The 20579-nt window shown below is 65.9% G+C and carries 12 protein-coding genes; 4 read left to right on the top strand and 8 right to left on the bottom strand.

Annotated features, from left to right (window positions below; translation table 11 throughout):
- Positions 1–290 precede the first annotated feature (290 nt).
- Both IMZ11_RS26945 and IMZ11_RS26940 read left to right on the top strand, forming a co-directional pair.
- Positions 291–5627 carry a LamG-like jellyroll fold domain-containing protein gene (locus tag IMZ11_RS26945; RefSeq protein WP_228645232.1) on the top strand — a complete coding sequence of 1779 codons (5337 nt, stop codon included), beginning with the start codon at positions 291–293 and terminating at the stop codon, positions 5625–5627.
- Between the two features lie 154 nt (positions 5628–5781).
- A complete protein-coding gene (locus tag IMZ11_RS26940; protein ID WP_228645231.1) occupies positions 5782–6624 on the top strand; it encodes a hypothetical protein in 843 nt (280 codons plus the stop codon).
- Positions 6625–6885: 261 nt separating this feature from the next.
- Here IMZ11_RS26940 and IMZ11_RS26935 read toward each other — a convergent pair whose 3' ends face one another.
- The 8 genes from IMZ11_RS26935 to IMZ11_RS26900 form a co-directional block, all read right to left on the bottom strand.
- On the bottom strand, positions 6886–7773 hold the full coding sequence (locus IMZ11_RS26935) for an NlpC/P60 family protein (RefSeq protein ID WP_228645230.1): 888 nt from the start codon (positions 7771–7773) through the stop codon (positions 6886–6888).
- Complete coding sequence (locus IMZ11_RS26930) at positions 7773–8636, bottom strand: replication-relaxation family protein (RefSeq protein ID WP_228645229.1); 864 nt, start codon at positions 8634–8636, stop codon at positions 7773–7775. The genes IMZ11_RS26935 and IMZ11_RS26930 overlap by 1 nt, the downstream gene beginning before the upstream one ends.
- Positions 8633–11041 (bottom strand): helicase HerA domain-containing protein, encoded by a 2409-nt coding sequence (locus tag IMZ11_RS26925; RefSeq protein ID WP_228645228.1) that lies wholly within the window; start codon positions 11039–11041, stop codon positions 8633–8635. The genes IMZ11_RS26930 and IMZ11_RS26925 overlap by 4 nt, the downstream gene beginning before the upstream one ends.
- Positions 11038–12807 carry a VirB4 family type IV secretion system protein gene (locus IMZ11_RS26920; RefSeq protein ID WP_228645227.1) on the bottom strand — a complete coding sequence of 590 codons (1770 nt, stop codon included), beginning with the start codon at positions 12805–12807 and terminating at the stop codon, positions 11038–11040. Before IMZ11_RS26920 ends, IMZ11_RS26925 begins: the two co-directional genes overlap by 4 nt.
- Complete coding sequence (locus tag IMZ11_RS26915) at positions 12804–13745, bottom strand: PrgI family protein (RefSeq protein WP_228645226.1); 942 nt, start codon at positions 13743–13745, stop codon at positions 12804–12806. Before IMZ11_RS26915 ends, IMZ11_RS26920 begins: the two co-directional genes overlap by 4 nt.
- Positions 13742–15136 carry a hypothetical protein gene (locus tag IMZ11_RS26910; RefSeq protein WP_228645225.1) on the bottom strand — a complete coding sequence of 465 codons (1395 nt, stop codon included), beginning with the start codon at positions 15134–15136 and terminating at the stop codon, positions 13742–13744. The genes IMZ11_RS26915 and IMZ11_RS26910 overlap by 4 nt, the downstream gene beginning before the upstream one ends.
- 197 nt (positions 15137–15333) lie before the next feature.
- The gene (locus IMZ11_RS26905) at positions 15334–15699 is read right to left on the bottom strand and encodes a pilin (protein WP_228645224.1); all 366 of its coding nucleotides are present in this window, start codon (positions 15697–15699) and stop codon (positions 15334–15336) included.
- A 172-nt stretch (positions 15700–15871) separates the two neighbouring features.
- Positions 15872–16675 carry a hypothetical protein gene (locus tag IMZ11_RS26900; RefSeq protein WP_228645223.1) on the bottom strand — a complete coding sequence of 268 codons (804 nt, stop codon included), beginning with the start codon at positions 16673–16675 and terminating at the stop codon, positions 15872–15874.
- A gap of 1331 nt (positions 16676–18006) precedes the next feature.
- Here IMZ11_RS26900 and IMZ11_RS26895 point away from each other — a divergent pair.
- Positions 18007–20313: a type I restriction-modification system subunit M/S gene (locus tag IMZ11_RS26895; protein ID WP_228645222.1), complete on the top strand. Its 2307-nt coding sequence runs from the start codon at positions 18007–18009 to the stop codon at positions 20311–20313.
- Positions 20314–20340: 27 nt separating this feature from the next.
- Positions 20341–20556, top strand: a complete 216-nt coding sequence (locus IMZ11_RS26890; protein WP_228645221.1) for a hypothetical protein — start codon at positions 20341–20343, stop codon at positions 20554–20556.
- Positions 20557–20579 lie beyond the last annotated feature (23 nt).

Below are 20579 nucleotides of genomic sequence, written 5' to 3'. Positions count from 1 at the left end.
CATAAGAGCCCGAGGAGATTGTGATCTACATCACGTATGGTGCCGGTGGTCGCGTGCACGGCCCTCGTCAACCGAGCCGTCGATTACTGACCACCAGCGCCAGTTCGGCCAGTTTCCCCAGGCGAGAGTGCCGCCATATTGACATCGCATTCTTACCAGATTCCAGCGCCTCCGTTGCTTATGTCGGCCTTATAGCCGATCAAGCAGCAGATGTCCACGCTTGTAGGATCCTGAAGATCACCTGTAAAAGATCAACTGACCGATTCCACTGACCTCCGAACGAGGTGCACGTGAACAAGTCAGGATTACCCCCCTCCCCACTGGGTGGCGTCAGCCTCCGCAAGCTATCCGGCCTGTTGGCAGCAGTAGTGGCGGCATCACTGCTGACGGCGGGCCCCGTACCTGCAGCGGCGGACGACGCCCAGCCCGCTCCAAGCCCTGAACCGACGGCTCCGGCCACGACGACGTTCCCGAAGCCAGACGATCCGGACGCGGACCTGCGGGCCGCGATCGCCGAGGCCAAGGAGCAGAACAAGCCCGTCGAGGTCCTCACCAAAGGCACCGAATCCAGCAGATCCTGGGCCTATCCGGACGGCCACATCACCACCGACACCTACGCCGGACCTGCCCGCGTTAAGCAGGCGGACGGCTCCTTCCAATGGATCGACACCACGCTGGTCGAACGAGATGGAACGTTCCAGCCGAAAATGGCGAAGGCGGACATCCGATTCAGCCAGGGCGGCGATACCAAGCTCGCCTCGCTGGAACGCGATGACAAGAGCCAACTGTTCGCGCTGGAATGGCCCACGCCGCTGCCCAAGCCCCGGATCGAGGACAACAAAGCCATCTACGCGGGCGCGGCCGGCCCGGCGGCCGACCTCGTCGTGACCGCCCTCGCCACAGGATTCCGTCACGACGTGGTACTTCGCGAGCGCCCGACCGGACCTGTCGAGTTCCGGCTGCCCGTACGGACCAAGGGCCTGACGCTCTCCGAGACGAAGGTCGGCGGGCTGAAGCTGACCGACGCCAAAGGCAAGACCGTCGCCTCGGCAGCGGAACCGTTCATGGCGGAGGCGCCCAGCACCGACGCCAAGACACTGCCGCACCAGCGAGGCAAGATCGACGCCTCCGTGGTCACGGCCAAGAACGGCGACCAGGTTCTGGTGATCAAACCGGATCCGGCCTTCCTCGCGGACGAGAAGACCACCTACCCGGTCACCGTCGACCCCACCGTGTCCCTGACCGCCACGATGGACGCCTGGGTGCAGGCCAGGACCGGCGCCGCTGACTCGACCGGCTCGGAGCTGAACATCGGCACCGGCACCTACTACCAGTCCGAGCGCGTGTGCACGGGTACCGTCTGCACCTACACGAACAAGATCTATCCGAACTTCCTGCGCGGCTACATCGGCTTCGGCGACACCAGCGGCTTCTCCGGAAAGTACGTCGACTCCGCCACGATTCAGCTGCTCGGCTCCTACGCCGGACCGTGCACCTCCAGTACGCTCACCGCCTCGCCGATCACCTCATCATGGTCGACAAGCTCACTGTCGTGGAGCAGCCTGCCGCCCACCACGAGCACCGGCGCGGTCACGATCACACCCAGTTGCAGTTCCAGCACAGTCACCAGCTTCAACGTCACGCAGATGGCGAGGAACTGGGCCACGGGTTCCGCCAGCTTCGGGGTAGAGCTGAAGTCGACAGAGGACCCGCGCTCCAGCTGGCCGGACGACCCCAACCCGGTCACGGCGCAGTACTGGACCTTCAACTCTGTCGAATCCGGGCAGTCGCCTCCCAAGCTGACGGTCAACTACCTGCTCCCGCCCGAGATCCCCACCGTCACGGGCGAATCCATCGACTCGATCGTCGGCAATGACGCGATCTCACGGTCCAGTGACGTGAAGGTGAACTACAAGTCCACCTCGATCGACGGCAAGAAGATCGACTACCTGGTGTCAATCTCGGACCCGACCACGCCGATTCCCGTCCCCACCACCGAGCCCAGCCCGTCTCCATCCCCGACTCCCACCGCCTCGCCGAGCCCGTCGCCCACGGCCATCCCAGGTCTGGTCGCCGCGTACGGTTTGAACGAGGGCACCGGCACGACGGTGGCCGACCTTTCCGGCACGGGGAACACCGGCACGGCGAGCGGCACGAGCTGGGCAACCGGCAAGTACGGTCAAGCGCTGTCCTTCAACGGCACGTCCAGCCAGGTCACAGTCCCGGACTCGGCCTCCCTGCGGATGACCAACCGTCTGACGCTGGAGGCATGGGTACAGCCCGCCGCCTTGGGGGCCGAGCGTCCCGCTCTGGTGAAGGAAGCGGCCTCGGAATCCGTATATGGACTGTTCCCGGCGCTAGAGATTTGCACTGCTGACCCCTTCGTGTGCTGGTTCTCGCCCACGTACAGCTACCTTCCCAGCTCAGAGGTGAAGCAGAGCGGCTCTGGCTTCTACGCCACCGGAACCAGTTCCCTGGCGACCGGGTCGTGGAGCCACATCGCCAGCGTCTATGACGGCGCGACGATCAAGACCTATGTGAACGGCTCCCAAGTCGCCAGCACCAACGTCTCAGGCGCCATCGACACGAGCACATCGCCGCTCCGCATCGGCGCCGACACCATCGCAGGCACCTATTTCAAAGGCCTGATCGACGAGGTCCGGGTCTACAACGTCGCCCTGACCCAGGCGCAGATCCAGAGCGACATGAACACTGCGGTTGGAGGCGCTCCCGCCCCTGATGACCCGCCGTCCGCCCCCGGCACATTGGACGCCGTGGCCGGTCCCGACACGGTTAACCTGTCCTGGGGCGCGGCGACCGACGACCGAGGCGCGGTCACCTACCAGGTGCACCGGTCGAAGACCGCCGGGTTCACGCCGTCCGCGGAGACACGCGTCGCCACCGTCAGCGACCTGGCCTACAGCGACAGCGGCATGGTCCAGAGTCAGTACTACTACCGCGTGATCGCCGTCGACGGCGCCGGCCAGACCGGTGCCGCCTCCAATGAGGTCTCGGCGCTCACCTCCGCGCAACTGTTCCCGCCGATAGCCGGCGCCGACTCCGGCCAGGTGATCAACAACGAGTTCAACCTGGGCAGCCCGGACAGCTTCAAGTTCAAGGTCAAGGCCTGCCTGACCGGCATCACCCCGCGGATGTGCAACGAGACCCCGTACTACCGCATTACAACCGACGCGCCGTACGCTCCCACCGAAACCGGGACGAACCTCGGCAATCCGCAGATTCCCATCCTTTCGGCGATGGTTGCCCGGCCATCCGGCGGTCCAGTCACCGCGAAGTTCTACCTCACCAACAGTCTCGGACAGCCTGTCGGATCCGTACCGCTGGCCCAGCGGACCGTCCCTGGCAGGGAACGCGTCTCCCTCGAAGTCCCCGAGGGAACCGTGCAGGGCGGACAGACGTATTCTTGGCAGGTCCAAACGTGCGTCCAGGAAATCTGCTCCGCGAAGAGCGAGCCGGAGACGTTCACAGTGGACCCGGTTGAGGGCGAAGACAACACAGCACCCCTCATGCAGACAGTGACGCTTGCGCAGGATCACCTGTATCTGAAATCTGGTAAGAGTAGTCCGACTGGCTGCAACGGCGCACCGTGCCCCTTGACTGACACAAACACCATCCATGTGGATGGAACCTCGGGCGACGCTACCGTGACCGCATTAGCGATCAATCTGTCCGATATTCCGGACGGATCCATGATCGATGGTGCATTGTTGGATCTGGGGTCGGCGACGTGCGAAGACGATACCTGCCCGACAGATGCCGCTATCTCTCTCCGTCCCCTTTCCGACTCGGTAACCTCTGAGACCAAGGCTTCGGATCTGGCAGGCATGGCTGTGGCGACGACCTACACGGCCACCGTCGCCAATCCGCAGGTGGATGTCACGGACGATGTCTACGCATGGTTCTTGGTTGAGACCAGCCGCGCAGGTCGTATGACTTTCGGAGAGGCGGCGGCGAATGTACCGGCGTCGGTCAAGATCAGCTACGTGCCTCCGGGACCGCCCAGTCCGGTCTTGAATCTCGCGGCCGGCCCGGGTGACGGTTCCGCCACCGTGAGTTGGGGAGTGCCTGAGTCGAACGGATCGATGTCGGTCCTGGACGGCTATGACGTGGAAGTCCTCGACGCCACCAGCGCTCTCGTAGATTCCGAGGTGACTGAGGACGCGACGATCGGGATCGACGGTCTTACGAACGACGCGACGTACACAGTACGTGTTCGCTCCCGTACGCGCTTTGGCGAAAGCGCCTGGTTGAGTACTACGGTGACGCCGAAGGCCCCACCTGGCTGCGGTGCTTCCACCTACACCGACGCGATCGTGAGCTACTACCAGGCTCAGGATGCGGTCCTTGAGGGCCAGGCGGCGGACGTGTGGAGCGTGTCGGGGATGACTCCGAACTCCCGGGTCGCGGGGGCTGTCTCCGTTTTGAACGCCCCGCTAACTCAGGAATTCCAGTCACTCAGCGAAGCGGGAATTACGCGCAGCGACTCTGCGGTCACGTTGAAGAACGTAGTCGTGTCTCCGTCGGCAGACGGCAAGATTCAAGTGTCGGCCACGGTGGAACGCACGTGGAAAGAAACAACTTCCGCAGCGGCATCTGGTGCATCAGTTAGCGCGAAATCTGCTCAGACGCAGGACGAGAACGGTACCCCAGGCCAGGTCGAGCCCCGTGACAGTAGTGAAAACGTCACGTACACCTTCGATCCTTGCGATCGTCTCAATGTGACGCTTGAGACGTCTGACCAGAATGAAGACTCCAGCGATTACGTCGACACTGGCACCGGTTCGTCTACTGGAGATGGCGCTGACGTCCTAGGTAGATACTTCGGGGCTTCGTCAACATCGTCGCTGGCTGCCACTTCGGCCGCAAAATCAACCTCCGCATCCGCGGCAACCACCTGTCCGCAAGGCCGGTACTGGACAGGAATTAAGATCACCAGCAAGCTCAGCAAGGGCCTTGCCAAGGGAATGCTGCTAGAAGTTGTCGGCGGTTCCCGCTGGGTGGTATGCAAGCCTCGCCCGGATATCCATGAATGGAATGTCGACCAGATCGGCGCCGTCACCACTGTCTATACGAACTCCTCGTTCCGTAATCCTAAGATCAAGAAGAACGGGAAGTTGGTTGCAGACAAAGCTACAAAAAAGCGCAATGACTACATTCGAAAGTGGTCTAATGTAGAGCTAACTACTACCGCCTGCTTCCGCGTGGATCAGAGTCAGGTGACGCCAAACTTCGAAATAGGGGTGGGCGGAGAATTCGGAATCCCGATTGCTGCCATAAATGTTTCGGGTGCCGCCGGCGTTACTATGTCCGCAAGCGCTGCAAAGGACTGCGGGGCGACGGCCCAAGCCGTTGGCAGAGTAGGCGGCCCTAATGCCAGCGTCACATTCCGCACCTCCATGTGGAGCGTCAATAATTCGGCAATCGCCACCTGCTTCACCACCTCCGGCGTATGGTGTAACGTCGGACTCTACCGCCAGAGCACCACAGGAACCTTCAACTTCGCAAAGAGCAAGGGAGTGGATGCGCATCTGAAATTGTCGCCGACAAGTGACTGGTTGGGCTATGCCTACTATTGCGACAGGATATACAAGACCTGTTTCCGGTGATGAGACACGGTCAAACATCAGCTCTGATGGTGCGAAGCTGAGCGAAAACCGCCGCCTCGTGTCGCCGTCCGTGAGTCAATAGTCGTGGTGGCGCCAGAGTGGGGTCCTGGCGCCACCACGACCCGCGTCTACACCTTATTGAAGAGGAGCAACCATGAAGCGGATAAAGATCTACACCTCGATGTTGGCTATTGCGTCTACAGGTCTTGCTTGTGGAGCAACCACAGAGCAGCCGTCCCAATCAAGTCACAGATTCTCGCCGGCACATCTGGAGACCGTCCTTCGCGGCGCTATCGTGATCAGCAATCCAGGTACACCATTACTAGTCAGCGACTCCAGGCTTCAGCAAGTCCCCGGCGGGTACGAGTTCAGGGTGGCCGGAGAGGAGTGGTCGGGATACTATCAAAGCAGTACACCGATCATGGATATCGACTATCCCATTACGGTCACTCTGGACAGCACTGGAAATATCAAGGACATCTCGAAACTACCCTTTAATAGGCTGGATAGTGCGCTTAGATACTTTAGTCGAGGCTCGGGAGACGGGAGTGACTGGATCTTACCTCGACTCCCGACCGGCATCCGAGCGAGAGCGTTGGTGGAGTTTAAGAACCCAATAGCCGAAAAGAATCTTGTCTGGGATTATCAATCCAATCGATTCTTTCTCTCCCGCGGATCCGGGAACGACCGACCGATATACTGGGGGGGAGATATCGGCTGCCCCCCACCGCCCGTGAAGCCTGCCTGCCACGGCAATTCCGCAGTCGAGACCTTTCGAAGCTGGGTTCAGCGGCTGACTGATAAAGACAGACCAATCTTGGATAAGTTTGGAATCTCACTCAACTCGCTTCGGGCTGTTGCCCAAGAGAGTCAGATCTACGGCTTAATTCAGGAGGCATCCCCGCAAGTTGTTCGACGATTCAGAAAGGACAAGAACGTCCGCTCGCTGTGGGTTATAGACATGTGGCCATGTCGCCAGAAAGAACCGTGTCCTTAATAGGACAGTTGCACCTAGCAATCTTTGATTCGTTGCCGCTGCTAGTGGGATCGTCGCGCTTGCGTCTGGCAGCGTAGCCGCCATAGTGACCAGCGCTGGATGTGCGACCCGTCTATGGGTAGCCGGGTCGGCAGCGCGAATAGTCGGCGGATCTCATTGGCGAGATCATGATCAGATCGTGGCCGACTGAGGCGAGCGGATGCGTCGCGGCCGTTGGCGTTGTGTCACTGATGCATCCCTGTAATCATGCTATTACGTTCTTCAAAGGCGCATCTCCCGATACTTGATAGGTCTCCAGATAATCCGTGCGAAGCCAACAAAATCCGTCCGGTGGGCGTAGGAGGCAGTCGAGACAACATCGCCGGTTTGGGGGGCGTGGATCATCTGACCGCCGCCGATGACGATGCCGACGTGGCCGGGGCCCCTGGGCTCCATGCGGAAGAAGGCCAGGTCGCCGGGCTGCTCCTGCCCACGCGGGACGTGTACGCCATGACGCCACTGGTCATAGGTGACGCGCGGGATGGTGATCCCGGCGGTCTGGTAGGCGCGCATCGTAAGCCCGGAGCAGTCGAAGGCATCTGGGCCATCGGCTCCCCACCGGTATGGCTTGCCGAGCTGGGCTCGGGCGTAGGCGATCACCCGGGCGGCGACCGCCGACGGCGGAAGCGCGACCGCAGATGCTCGCCGGTACCGCTCCGCCACCGCGAGCACCTGATCCACGTACTCCCAGGAGTGGTTGTAGGCGAAGAGCGCCTGGCGGACATCGTGGTCGACGCCGGAGGCGCACAGATGGCGGGCCGCCGAGAACACGGCATCGGCGGGGTTCGTGATGTCCGCCAGGCCGTCGCCGTCCCCGTCGATGCCGTACGTCTTCCAGGTCGCGGGCATGAATTGCATCGGCCCGAGTGCTCCAGCCGAAGAAGGGCCGGTGTTGGTCCCGTGGCCGGATTCAACCTTTCCGATGGCGGCCAGCAGCGCCCAGTCCAGGCCTGGGCAGGTCTTGGCTGCCTTGGCATACAGCGCCAGATAGCGGGGCGGGATGTCCCTCGGCCGACCGGTCTGCGCACCCGGTAGCGGCCCGTCGAGCAGGGCGGAAGTAACGCCGGTGAGCAGAACGACGACCAGCACCATTCCGGCCACCGCCGCCATCACTCCACGCACGAGTCCCCTCCTCGTGAGGAAGGCCAAAGGTCCGCAAGTTCGATCAGCCGCAGCCGGCGTCTGGCGGAGTCGATCGGAAGCCACACCGCCTCGCGTGGCCCGGAGGTCGTCTGGACCGCGGTGGCGGCCGGCGCCTCAGGCGTGCCGATCTCAGCGCGGAGGTGCTGCTCCCGGCGAGTGCTCGGGAGCCAGAACAGCACCGGTGTGCTGATGCCGGTGGCCTCGGCAAGTTCGGCGTACGTGCTTAGCTTGGCGACCACCCGGGCCAGGGTTTCGCTGCCGGTGTCGTGTTCGAGAAAGAAGTCAACCTCGACGCCGCCTTCGGCCCACCGGCCGTACCCGTCCGGGCGGACGATGTCGCCCCAGAGCTGCGTGCAGCGGCGTTCGCCCCACCAGGCCGTCAGCTCGCCCTCCTGCTCGGCCTTCAGCCGGGTGAAGAAGTCGTTGACACCGATCAGATGGCCGAGCGTGGCGGAATGGCAGACAGCCAGCGTCTGGTCGTGCCGGTAGCCCAGTTCCCGCACCGTGATACTTCGATGTGCGGCCAGGACGGCAGCCCCCGCCGGGCCAAGCACCCAGTGCCAAGGAGCCGATCCCATCGGAGTCCAGGGGCGGGCCCGGTCAAGGGCCGCGAGCCGGTAGAGATCCAGCAACCGGTGACGAGCCTTGTCCGAGCAGGTGAAGTACGCCCGGGCGAGCTGGTGGGTAGTCAGTACGCGATGCTCGTGGGCGAGCTCCAGAATCTGCCAGTCACGTGGGGTGAGCCGGGCCGCGAGCTCGGCGATGACCGCGCGGGATGCCCGGGGTGGCACGGTACGACTGGCGCGCTGCCGGGTGCTTGGGCGCGTCATGCCGCTCCCCCGCTGGGAGCCCTTCCGGACAGGCGTTCGTCGTTCGCTCTGGCCGAGTTACGTGGTTTCACCGGTCCTCCAGTGGTCGCGAAGGTGGCGCGGGAGGCCTGCCGTACCTGGGCCTCTCGCTCGGGGACGGCGGCGGGCAGCGGGCGGGTGCGGAAGGTGAAGGCAGGCGTCGCTGCTCCGTCGACGACCAGGCGTCCGACGGCTTGAAACGCGCCGAGGTGCGTGAGGTCGTGCGCGGACAGCACGGGCCCGACGTGCGCTTTCAGGTCGGCGGCGTCCTCGGGAGAGACGGCGAAGAACAGCTTGTTGCGGGCGTCGGCGGAGATCGCCTCGCGCAAGTCCTTGGGAAGCTGGGCGAGATGCTGATGGGCCAGAACAAGCGACAGGCGGTACGCACGAGCCTCGGCCAGGACATCGGCGATGCTGCCCGGCAGGTTGAGGAAGTTGTGGCACTCGTCGACGTAGATCGCAGTGTCGTGCCGTACGGCCTGCGCCTGGCGGGAGCGGCGAGTGACGGCCTGCCAGGTGTGAGCGAGCAGCACCGAGCCGAACAGCCGCGAGGCGTCGTCGCCGAGCACTCCCTTGGGGACGCGGAGCAGGCAGATGCCTCCCTCATCGAGGTGCCGGCCGAGGTCGACCGATGAAACGGGGCTCGCGAGAGCATCTCGGACGAACGGGCGGAGCAGCACCGCGCGGAGCTTGTTCATCACCGGCCCGATCACGGCCGAGCGCCCGGCTGGGGTGAGGTCCTCATACGCCTGCCAGAAGCCGATCAGCAGCTCGTCGCTCAGTTGGCGTACGACGCGGGTGCGGTAGCCAGTCTCGGTGAGCAGGCGTGGCACCTGGGCGAGGGTGGCGCGCGGGCCGTTCACCGTGGTGAGCGTCAGGCAGGCCGAACGCAGCAGGTCATCCACTCGCGGTCCCCAGGCGGAGGAGAAGCAACGGTGGAAGATGGTGACGATCGAGTCGACGGCGAAGGCAGGATCCGGTCCGGCGAGGACGTTCACGCTCGGCGGCCTGCCGGAGTCGGCGGGGTCGAAGACGACGGTACGGCCGATGGCCGACTCGGGCAGCCGGGCGAGCACGTCGCCGACGAGGTCTCCCTTGGGGTCGATGACCAGCACGCCGCGGCCCTCCGCGGCATCAGCGAGGATCATGTTCGCGAGCAGGGTCGATTTCCCGACGCCGGTTTCCCCGACCACATGGATGTGGTGCCGGGCGTCGGCGATCGACAGGGCCACGGGCCGCTGTGGGCCGCTGTCTGCGTCCCCCAGGACCCGAACCGGCCCGTCGTACGGAACAGCCGGTGACGGGGCGACGGGACGCGCTCCGGCGCGGGTGATGCCGGGGGCGTCGGCGTCCAGTGGCAGATGGGCGATGGCGGCCAGCTCGGCGACCGACAGCAGGTAACCCCGGTCAAGTCGTCGCGCGGCCAGTGCGCGGGCCGGACGCCAGAGGCGGCGTCGCCGCAGGTACTGGTGGCCGGAGGTGAACAGCGCGAAGACCGACGCCACGCTGTGGGCGCGGCCTCGCAGCCAGCCGTCTGCACCGGATGTGGTGGCCACGCCGTACCGGATGGCGACCTCGTAGCGGGGCTGGCTCGCCTTGGCCAGGATCGCCCTGACCTGCTCGGCGCGTTCGGGGAACATGCGGGCCAGCTCGGCGGGGTGCCCGTCGCCGGACATCGTCCCGTGGCCGGGAGTGACAAGGTCGAACCACTCCCCCAACGGGTGCGTCGAGCGTCCGCCTCGCAGGAAGGCCGCTGCTCGGTGAGCGCGTCCGAGCCGGGCTCCGGTTGCGGGCCGGGCGAGGAGCTGCGCCACCGTGTGCTGACCGCGACCAAGTCCGGACATCGCACCGAGCAGCGCCCGGAGCGGATCGGCGTCGTGGTCGTGCTTGAGCGGGAAGTGCTCAGCGCTGCCGAGGACAAGACGACCACCCGTGGCGCCAGCATTGAGCGGCAATGGCGGTACGGCAGGCCTGGTCGTGGCCGTTGCCCCTGGCCAGGCGGACTGCACGGCCTTCTCGATGATCCCGTTCGGAACGCATCCGGGCACCCACACCTGGATCCGCACTCCGGCGGCGTCGCCAACGTACTCGAACACGAGGTGCGGCTGGCCGAGCAGGAACCGCTTCCAGGCTGGCCGCAGCAGCCCGACCAGATGCGACCACAGCGCGACAGCACCGGCGAGGTCGGCCTGGGGCGGGCAGGAGATCTCCACGAGCCGCGCATCCCGCGCCAGCCGTACGTAGCGAAGACGCCAAAGCAACCGGCGTACAACCGCCAGCAAGCTCGCGAATGCGAAGGCCACGACGGCGACGCGCCAGCCGTACGTCCACATGAGCTCGGGCAACCGCTGCGGCAGCTCGTCGAGGAGCCTGGGCAGGTCGTTCACAGCGGGTCGCCCTCCTCGTCCAAGCTCCGGAGCGGAGGTGGCTCGGCGGTGTCGAGAGCGGCGAGTTGCGCTGGATCGCTGGTGGCCAGCATCGCTTCGGCGGGTGAGGCGACAACCTGAAAGGCGACCCGGTTGGCGGGGCCGGCAACCATGAGCGCCTCGCCCCGCTCCGCCGTGAGCAGGAATTGCCGTTCGCCGTCGGACAGGTCGAAGGCGTCGCCAACGGCGTCGATCGCCTGTGGAGCCTGGCGGAGCAGGATCTGGCTGGCGGCGTTGGCGACGATGGCCTGGCCCAGGTCGGAGCCGAGCAGGTCGGCGGCGTCCTGGGTGATGACGGCGAGTCCGGCCCAATGCTTGCGGGCGGCCTTGGCCATCCGGAACAGAAAACGGGCACCTTCGGCTTCGCGCATGAGCAGCCACGCCTCATCCACCACAACGAGGCGTCGGCGCCGATCGCGAGGGTTGGCGACCCTGCGCCAGATAGCGTCCAGCGCGAGGAGCGTGCCGACCGCTTTCAACTCCTCGGGCAGGTCGCGCAGCGAGAACACGATCAGGTGACCGCAGGGGTGGGTGGTGGTCGGCCCATTGAACAGTCCCCGGTAGGAGCCGGTCACGTACGGCGCGAGCCTGCTCGCGAGGTTCTCGCCCTGCAGGCTGGCGACGAGGTCGGCGAGGAGCGGCGCGGGCCGGTGCCAGGTACGGCTGTCGCGAGTGATGCCTGCCTTGGCGCAGGTGGTCAGGATCGCCGAGTCGAGCACCGCGCGGGTATGCGCGTCGAGGGGTTCACCGAGCATCGTCGCGATCAGCGTCTGCAGGAACAGCGCACGGCGGGCGAGGACGTCGTCCTCCGGTCCGTGGCTTGCCGGAAGGTCGAGAGGATTCCAGCGCACGCCGCTCGCGCCGAGGCGAAGGTGGGTCCCGCCGACTGCGTAGGCGAGGCGCGCGTACTCGTCCTCGGGGTCGACGACCGCGACTTCGACTCCGTGGTAGAGCAGCCGGAGGATCTCCAGCTTGGTGAAGAAGCTCTTGCCGGCTCCACTGCGGGCCAGGACGACGGAGTTGTGGTTGTCCTGGGCGAAGCGGTCCCACAGCACCGCCCCGGAGCTGGTGGCGTTCACCCCGTACAGCACGGCCGTGCCGCTGGCAGTGCCCGCCAGGTCAGGTGAGGTGAACGGGAAAGCGGCGGCGAGCGCGGTGGTATCGAAGCTGCGGCGCAGCCGGATCGCATCGGTGGCCAGCGGCAGGGTCGTCACCCAGCCCTGCAGGGCGCGGAAGGTCGTCGGCTGCGCCTCCAGCATGAGGGACGCGGCGAGCGTGCGGACGCGTTCGACCTCGACCTCCAGCTCGTCCTCATCGGCGGCGTGGACGGTGAGGTAGAGGCCGAGCCGGAAAAGGCGACCGTGTCCACGCGCGAGGCTGGCGGCCAGATCGGTGGCGTCATCGGCCGCGGCTTCGGCTTCGAAGTCCTGCAAGCGGCCACCGCCTTCGGGATGGCCGTGTTCTGCGTCGGCGCGGCTGGTGGATTCCAGGCGAGCGAGCTGGCGGCGCAGCCGCATCGCGGCCACCGCCTTCGGGATCGGCTCGATATGCAGCGAGACGTCCAGCCGTCCGGGGTAGGTCACCAGCGGCTCCAGCCAGCCCGCCCCGACCTCGCGCGGGTACCCGGTCACCGCGAACGACGCGGTAACCCCGTGAGGCAGGGCGAGGCTGCGGGCACCGATCCGCAGCGCGCCCGGGTGAGTGAATGTGCCGTGCCGAAGTGTCATCGTTCCTCCCTGCCAGTGACGGGCTCCGCGAAGGTTTCGCTGATGATGTCGCCGCCGGGGTCGAGGCACTCGGCCAGCGCTTGGTGTGCGGCTTCGGCGTCGAGCACGTGTGCGGTGAGGCCAAGCGCTGCCAGGGATCGTCCGGCCTCGGCGGCCCGGCGGAGCACCACGGCCGCCCCCGCGTCTCGTACGGCTCTGCGTCGCCCCGTCGTGGGCGAGTTCTCGCGGATGACGATGAGCACCTGCCGAGTCAGCAGGTCGCGTGCAGCGTTGAGCTGTGCCAGGAAGGCGGCGTGTTCACGAGCCGCCTCCTCCAGCGCCGGATGCGGCAACGTCGCAGCGTGCCCTTCGACGGCGTCGATCTGGCCGCTGAGGTCGATACGGCGGGCGCGGACGAGGATCTGCACCGGGGCGTCGAGGCTGTTGAGCCATCGCCCGAACGCTCCGACCAGCGCCGCCTGCTCGTCCGCCGTGCGCAGGTGGAAGGAGAGCGTGGACGCCTCGACCAGTACGGCGACGCCGCCATCGGTCAGCTCCAGCACTCCGTCGGTGCGGATGGCACGGACCGGCAGCTTCAACGGTTGGGGCAGGCGTCCGCGCACGCGGCACCAGCGCGGCGGCACGGGCACTCCCTCGGGGGCGGTGACCAGTTCCTTGGCCGAACGCCAATGGAGGAGCGCGGCAAGGCCGTACCGGTCCAGGGTGAGCCCGTCGCGGCGGCCGAGCGCGACCGCGATACCGACCGCGACGAGAGGCAGCAGCGTGGCGGCGAGTACGACGATCGGCAGAAGCTTCCCCGCCGTCCAGTAGATGACGGCGGCGATTCCGCCGGTGAGGGTCAGGATCAGGAGTTGCCGTGCGGTGAGCCCGGAGACGACCTTGTCGGGCCGGTCCACATCTGCGGGTATCCGCGCGATCAGGGGCTCGCTATCGGTCATCGCCTACCTCCCTTGCGGTCGGGTGGAGGGTCCAGACGAAGCCGGAGCTGGACCGGGCGTGAGCGGCGGGTTGGCATACCGGGCAGCCGGTCCTGCACCCATGGCGGCTTGGGCCGGACCCAGGTTGTGGGCCGTGGGCGCGGTATGGGTGGGGCCTGCGGCCGGGGGACGCGCTGGACCGGGAACGGCAGGGCAAGCTGTGTCCCCTGCCTGCCCCGGCTCGCAGGAAGCGGGATCGGCAACGTGAGCTGCTGCCCTCTGGGCGAGGAAGCCGCTGCCGGACTGCGGCCTGTGCCTGCATGCGAGGTCTGGACGTGAGCTGAACCGGGGCCGGACGCGGGTTGAGTTGCAACCCCCGAACCGCCGGGGCCTGAGCTGGTGGCCAGTGCGAGACCCGGCCTGGTTCGTCCCCCCATGTGGCTCACGCTCGTACTGGACTTTGGAGCCGATCCCAGCCGCGCTGCGGCTCCGGCACCTCGGGAGCCGCGGAACAGGCCACCGACGACGCCGAGCGTCTTGTACATCAGGAACGTACGGGCCAGGCGCATCGCCAGGCGGGGCTGCGCCTGCTGCCAGATGGTACGGGCCACCCAGCCAGGGATCCGGATCAGTACATACAGCAGGCCGATCAGGATCAACACGTCGGTCGCCTGCGCAACCGGCGCAGCACCACTCGAAAGAGCGGCCTCACCAGGACGGGCCTCGGGCTGGGTGAGCTGCACCTTGAACGCCAGGATGAGCACCAGCGCCTGCAGGACCTGGATCGCCAGCACTCCGAAGAAGCAGCGCCACCACAGCCGGGCGATGCCCTCGGTCTGCGGGAGCGCATGGAACAGCAGCGCGAGCGGCGCGGCGATCATCAGGAACAGCAGCAGCGTGATCCGGATGACGGCGATGAACGCGAGAATCGTGCCCATCAGCACCGCCGTACCGGCCATCAGCACGAGATAGATCACCGCGCCGGACGGGTTGGTGACCAGGGCGAGGACCTTGCTCGCCAGCAGATCGCCGGCGCGCTGCGGGTTCACGCCGTCGCCGAGCAGGCCCTCCACCAACGCGTTGACCAGCTCGATCGCCTGCTCGCAGACAAGTAGCGAGCCGTTGATGAGGATGGCCGCGACCACCAGGCGAGGGGCGACCTCTTTGACCGTGGTAGAGGTCTGCACGCTGCCGTACGACATGACGATCAGCCCGCCCGCGAGCACGAACAGCACCAGCAGCGCGTTCGCAACCAGGGCGACGTGACCGGCCAACTCCTGGACGCGAGCGAGCATCGACGGCGGAGGAGACGACAGCAGGCTCTGCCCGACCAGCCGGAACGCCGGGTTGACCGCGTCCCGCACCAGGCTGGTGAACCAGCCGTTGACCGCCTCGTTCACCTTGCAGCCCATGTCCAGCCACCCACAGCCTGTGGACGGCGTTGCCCGACCGACCTGCGGTGACGGCGTGGGACGAGGAGATGCGGCGGCGACCGGCGAAGCCGCAAGAACCAGCAGGCCGGCCATGAACACCGCCAGAAGAACACAGACGCCGACCGCGAGCCGCGGATCTCCGCCTCGGGCCGTAGGGGAACGACGACGAAGCATCACTACGCCCCCACGATCCCTTTGAGGATGTTGACCAGAAGCGGCGCCAAGACGGCGATCCCGTACCCGAAGGCGGCGTACCGGAGCGTCTTCTTGGCGGCCTCGACCTCACCGGGGTCGCCTCCGGCCAGCATGTAGCGGACGCCCCCGATAGTCAGGAACAGCGTGGCCAGCCCGACGAGCAGGCCGACGATAACGTTGCGCAGGTTGTCGATCACCTGATTCAACGAGGACGGAGCGGCGAGCAGATCCGCGGCCCAGGCCGGCGACGTGCAAAGCACGATTGCGACGGCGATCAGCGCGAAGGTCCAGCAGCGGGTCCAGGTGATGCCCATCCGGCGGTGTCCCGAGCGCGATGGCGTGGGCATGAAAGCCTCCTCGATGACAGCGGGCGCTGGTGCCAGAGGTCCGCACTCGACCGGCGGGGCCGCTGGGTTTCCTCCTTCGCGGGATACGGGTGGCGGGTGCGGCTGGGGACCGGTGGACCGCCCTGGCCTTCGCCAGCCGGTGCGGACCTCTGACACTCGGGAAATACGCCGATCAGAAGGCCGGATCGGACATCGAGTCGTGAATCTTGGTGCTGACCCGGCCGTCGAGGATCGCGTCCCGCAGGCGGGCTTCGGCGCGGCTCCTGCGCTTGCGCAGCGCGTCGTAGCCGAGACCGAGCGTCTCCGCGACGTCGGTCAGATTCACATCTTCGAGGCGGGTTGTTCCAATCAGCTGGGCCTCGAACCTCGTGATGATCCCCTGCTCGACGGCGTCGGCGAGCAGCAGATCGGGGTGGCCGCTGGGCGGTGCCGACATCGGCCGCAGGATCGTGTCCGGCGAAACCGGAACCACGTCGGCCCGGCGCGCTCGCTGCCCCGCCTTTCGCGCGATACGGCACAGCCGGAGCATGATGCGGGGCCGGTCCAGGTCGATGTCGTCGAGGGCGTGGACGAAGCCGACGACCACCTCGGCGGTGATGTCCGCCCTGTCAGTTGCCGAGGGTGCGCGCGAGAGGGTGGAGATCACGCGTCGCAGGCCGGGCAGGGCCACGCCGACGCAGCCGATCGTCCAGGCGTCGCCGTATGTCCTGGCTTGGGTGATGAGCTCACGCCAGGCCGCGTCGCGGGTGGTGCGGTCGGCCGAGGGGTGCAGCAGGATCGCGCGGAGTTCGGTGAGCGGGATGAGCCGGGCGGGCAGACCGTTCCCGATCGCCTTGCCGTCGATGGCGAGCGGATCGGGGCCCTCGCAGAGTTGCCTGAGAGTCCGCTCGACCGTGTCGAGCAGGCTCGGGTCCCAGGTGATCGTCCGCGCGATGGTCGGGTGCGCTTCTGGCCGGTCGTACGAGATTCGTGGCATGTGAACCCCCGTTGACGTGCCCGAATGGATCAGGACACGTCCAGCCACTCATCTGGTTTGGGGAGAATTCGGAAACAGTTTGGGACCAGCGCTTCCAGGGCGGCATCCGAAAGCCGTCCCGGACGTGTATCGAATCGCGCTGACCTGCGAGAACAACTCCGGAATGCTCAAATCGGGAGGAATCGAACGCCACCCCAAAACACGCTCCCACCTGGAGAAATGCGCTCCACTAGGGGGTGATCAATAAGCAAGTAAAGACTTCGAGGGGTGAGATGAGGACAACGAGACCAACAGCCCAAAACCGACAATAGGCCCATATCTTCACAAATCGCCGCATGTCAACCGAATTGGGGACCTCGACGATCAGACCATCGATCGAAATTGTGGACTGTCCGTCCCAGCGCACAAAAGCTTCGACACCGCTCCCGATAATGTCCATATGAAGGAAACCCTCTGCGAGCGATGTGGTCTTATCGTGGGCCTGGGCTGCGCCTGCTCGGGCGGACCAACGAGGACATTCGCCCCCTTCGAGATTCTGATCTCCCCCAACCGGTTCGCTCACTTGCCGGGAGGGTGCGCTCACACGGCCGTCAAGGAGATCATGGAGCGCGACTGGGGGCGGGTCCCCCAACCTCGTCTAGGCCTCTGGACCAGCATCAGCCCAGAGAATCCCCTGCGGGCACAGGCGGGAAACCTTGAGAGGTTCGCCGAACGGCGATGCGAGCACTGCAACGATGCATTCCCGAATATCACCTGATCAGGGAGCCCCGACGCGAGGCTCGTCACCTAGAAGCGAATCCCACATAGCTCGCGTGAGAGCGAACGAGATGCCTCCGACAGCAGAGGGCACCCATCGAGCTTTGCCTCCTGGGCCCTCGAACGGCTCCACGAAGCGGGGGCTGGCGGCCTGTCGCCCGCCTGCGCCCCGGCTGGCCCGACGCACCCCCCATGGACGTGCCAATCCTTCTGCTGCCCTGGCAGAGTGACGTCGACGATGCCTACCGTGGTCGCCGCGGCCGAGGTTCCCAAGACCGGCCCGCTGCCTCTAGGAGTTACTCTGCCCTTGATAGTCGACCAAGCACCTCGCGAAGTGTGGGTAGGGAAGCTATCCCCATCATTGATCGTCACAGAAATCTGTTAACCCACTTTTTGGCGACTACTACATCACCAAAGATCAACACGAAGGCCGACCGATGGTTTTTTCTGCAGATCAGGGGCATTAGGACAGGTCTGGCTGCTCACGCACGGCTCCACGCATGGCGGAGTCCTAGGATGCGCACCGGTGGTGCGCACGGGGTGATAGCCGGGTTGCTCCCTCTACAGTCGTTCTCATGGCACAGCAGCGAGAGATGCGGGTGGAGCAGAGGAATGCCCGGCGGCTGATCACCCGGACGGAGATCGCGGAATGGGCCAAAGTGACACGCCCGGCTGTCACAAACTGGGAGAAGAAACTGGCCTTTCCCAAGCCGGTGTCGGCAGGGGAGGCGGAATACTTCCAGCTCGAGAGTGTGCTCACCTGGCTGGATAAGCGGCGCGTCCCGGTCAACAGATTGATCGATGATGAGCCTCTCGGCACCACCTACGGTGACCGGGTCCGGCGCAATCTGCCCGATGATGAGCCGCTTCCTGCAGTCGGGGATTCGCCCAGCCGCGGGCACGTACGACGGCTGCACGAGCTGCTGGCGCTAGCGGACGGCGTCAGGGGCTCTGCCGCCATGGCCGACTACCTGACCCTGCTGCTCACGCTCAACTTCCTGTGGGTGGCCGAGCGAAACCGCTGGACAAGGCTACGCGAGCTGGCCATGCGCACCGACAGCGCAAAGCGGGCCAAGGAACTACTCCGCGACATCGGGCACGCAGCGGACGAGGCCCTGCGCCGACGTGGCGTGCCCCCTGGACTGCAGGACTCCTTGGTGCGGCTGACTCCACGCACTGTCCAGGAGCTCAGGGAGGTCGTTCGCCTTTCGGCCGACCTCGGACGCGAGACGTACGAGCAGCTTCTTCGGAGGTACGAGGAACAGGTCGCGCTGCGCAGTGGTGAGTTCTTCACGCCTCGCGCGCTAACCAGGCTTATGGCCGACCTCGTCGTCTCCCGAGCAGACGGGATCAAGCGCATCTACGACCCGTACGCTCGAGGGGGCGAGTTGCTGGTCGCGACCGCCAAGGCGGCAGGCGTGGGCGCGAGCGTGCGCGGCGAGAGCCCCCGATTGGAAACCCTCCGGTACGCCATGATGAATCTGGCTCTAGACGGTGCGGATGCGAGCCTGGAGGTCGGAACTGCCGCCCCATGGGAGGCTCACGGGAGCCGGCCGGGTGTTCGGGCGGATGTGATCATCACGAATCCTCCATTCAACATGGGCTCGACGATGCGGGACAGAAACCCGGCGAGGTGGCCATACGGAGTGCCGCCAGTGGGAAACGACAACTTCGCCTGGCTGCAGTACATCCTGCAATCGCTGGAAGACGGCGGCAAGGCAGCCGTGATCATGCCGCAGAGCGCTGGGACATCGGCCAGCAAGGCGGAGCGGGACATTCGCCGCAATATGGTGGACGCGGGCGTGGTCGAGTGCATAATCGCCCTGCCGGGCAGGCTGTTCCCCGCCACGGATGTGCCCGTATCGGTGTGGTTGTTGCGCCGACCGGGCAGTCCCGGCGCGCCGGTGCTCTTTATAGACGCGCGAGAACGAGCAGAGAAATCCCGCAACCACCGGAGGCTACCCCCGGACGACCGGGACGCCATCGTGACCACATATCGGCAGTGGTGTGACTGCCAGTCGACAGGCGACAGCCTCGGCATCGCGGTTTCGCCCCGCGACATCCGCGCCAACGACTTCTCGCTCAACCCCGCCGACTATCTGGCGGACGACCCGCCGGAAGGTACGGCCGGAGAGTTGAGCGCGGCCATCGACGCATTCGAGCGGTTGGCCAATGTGCGGGCGCAGGCGAACGAGGCGGACCGCGCGGTTAGCGTCCACGTTACGGCGCTCGCCCAGGGGACCGGCGGTTCGCTCTCCCCGCTCCCAAACGGTTGGACGCGCACGACGCTGGCTGAGGTGTGCGAGATCCAGGCGGGTCCCTCGTATGCGCAACTACGCGACGAGCGGCGCTCATCCGATGGTGCCGTCCCCTTGGTACGGCCCAGACACTTGCGGGACGGCCACATCACCGGCTCCGACCAGGAGAAGATCTCGGCTGAATTCGCCGCGACGCACGAGCGATACCTGCTCCAAGGCGGCGACATCATCTGCATCCGGTCCGGCGCGCTGACCTCTCCTGCACTGGTGCGCGACGGGCAGCACGGGTGGCTGCCGCACCACAACCTGTTCCGGCTGCGTGCACGCCGGCCGGAGGTCTTTGATCCGCTCTATCTGCTGGCCTTCCTGTCGCAGCCGTACGCACTCGACTGGGTACGTAACCGCTCGGCTGCGGCAGGAGCGCCCTCCATCAGTGCCCGCTCATTCGGGGAGCTACCGGTAGTGCTGCCCCCGATGGCCGTACAGCGGCGCGTCGCCGCCCTGCTCCACGACCTCGACCTGCAGATCTCACTCCACAGGCAGCTGGTCACCGCCGCCACCGACGCCCGCGCTCTGCTGACCAAGGGCCTCATGAGCGGTGCACTCACGCTTGACCTGGCGTGAACCCATCTTCAAGAAAGGAATCTCCACGTGGACTCGCAACCTCCCCCCGAGCCGGGTGCCGCTCGCTCCCTGTGGCTGGCGGTCGCCGCGCTTTTCTCCCTGGTGGTCGCCCTGGTCGCGGGCATACTGAAAAGCCAGACTGGGGCGGGGCTCGCCGAATCGGCGCTGGTGAGCGGTGGGGCGTTCGCCACGGCGATGGCCCTGTGCCTGGCGGTCTTGAGCGCGGCCCAGCGATCGCGATGACTCTCCGGCGGTTCCGGTTCCGG

It is taken from the genome of Microtetraspora sp. AC03309 (assembly GCF_020826795.1).
Classification (GTDB): domain Bacteria; phylum Actinomycetota; class Actinomycetes; order Streptosporangiales; family Streptosporangiaceae; genus Microtetraspora; species Microtetraspora glauca.
Note: the sequence above shows the minus strand (reverse complement) of the source record. Positions and strands in the feature narration are given on the sequence as shown.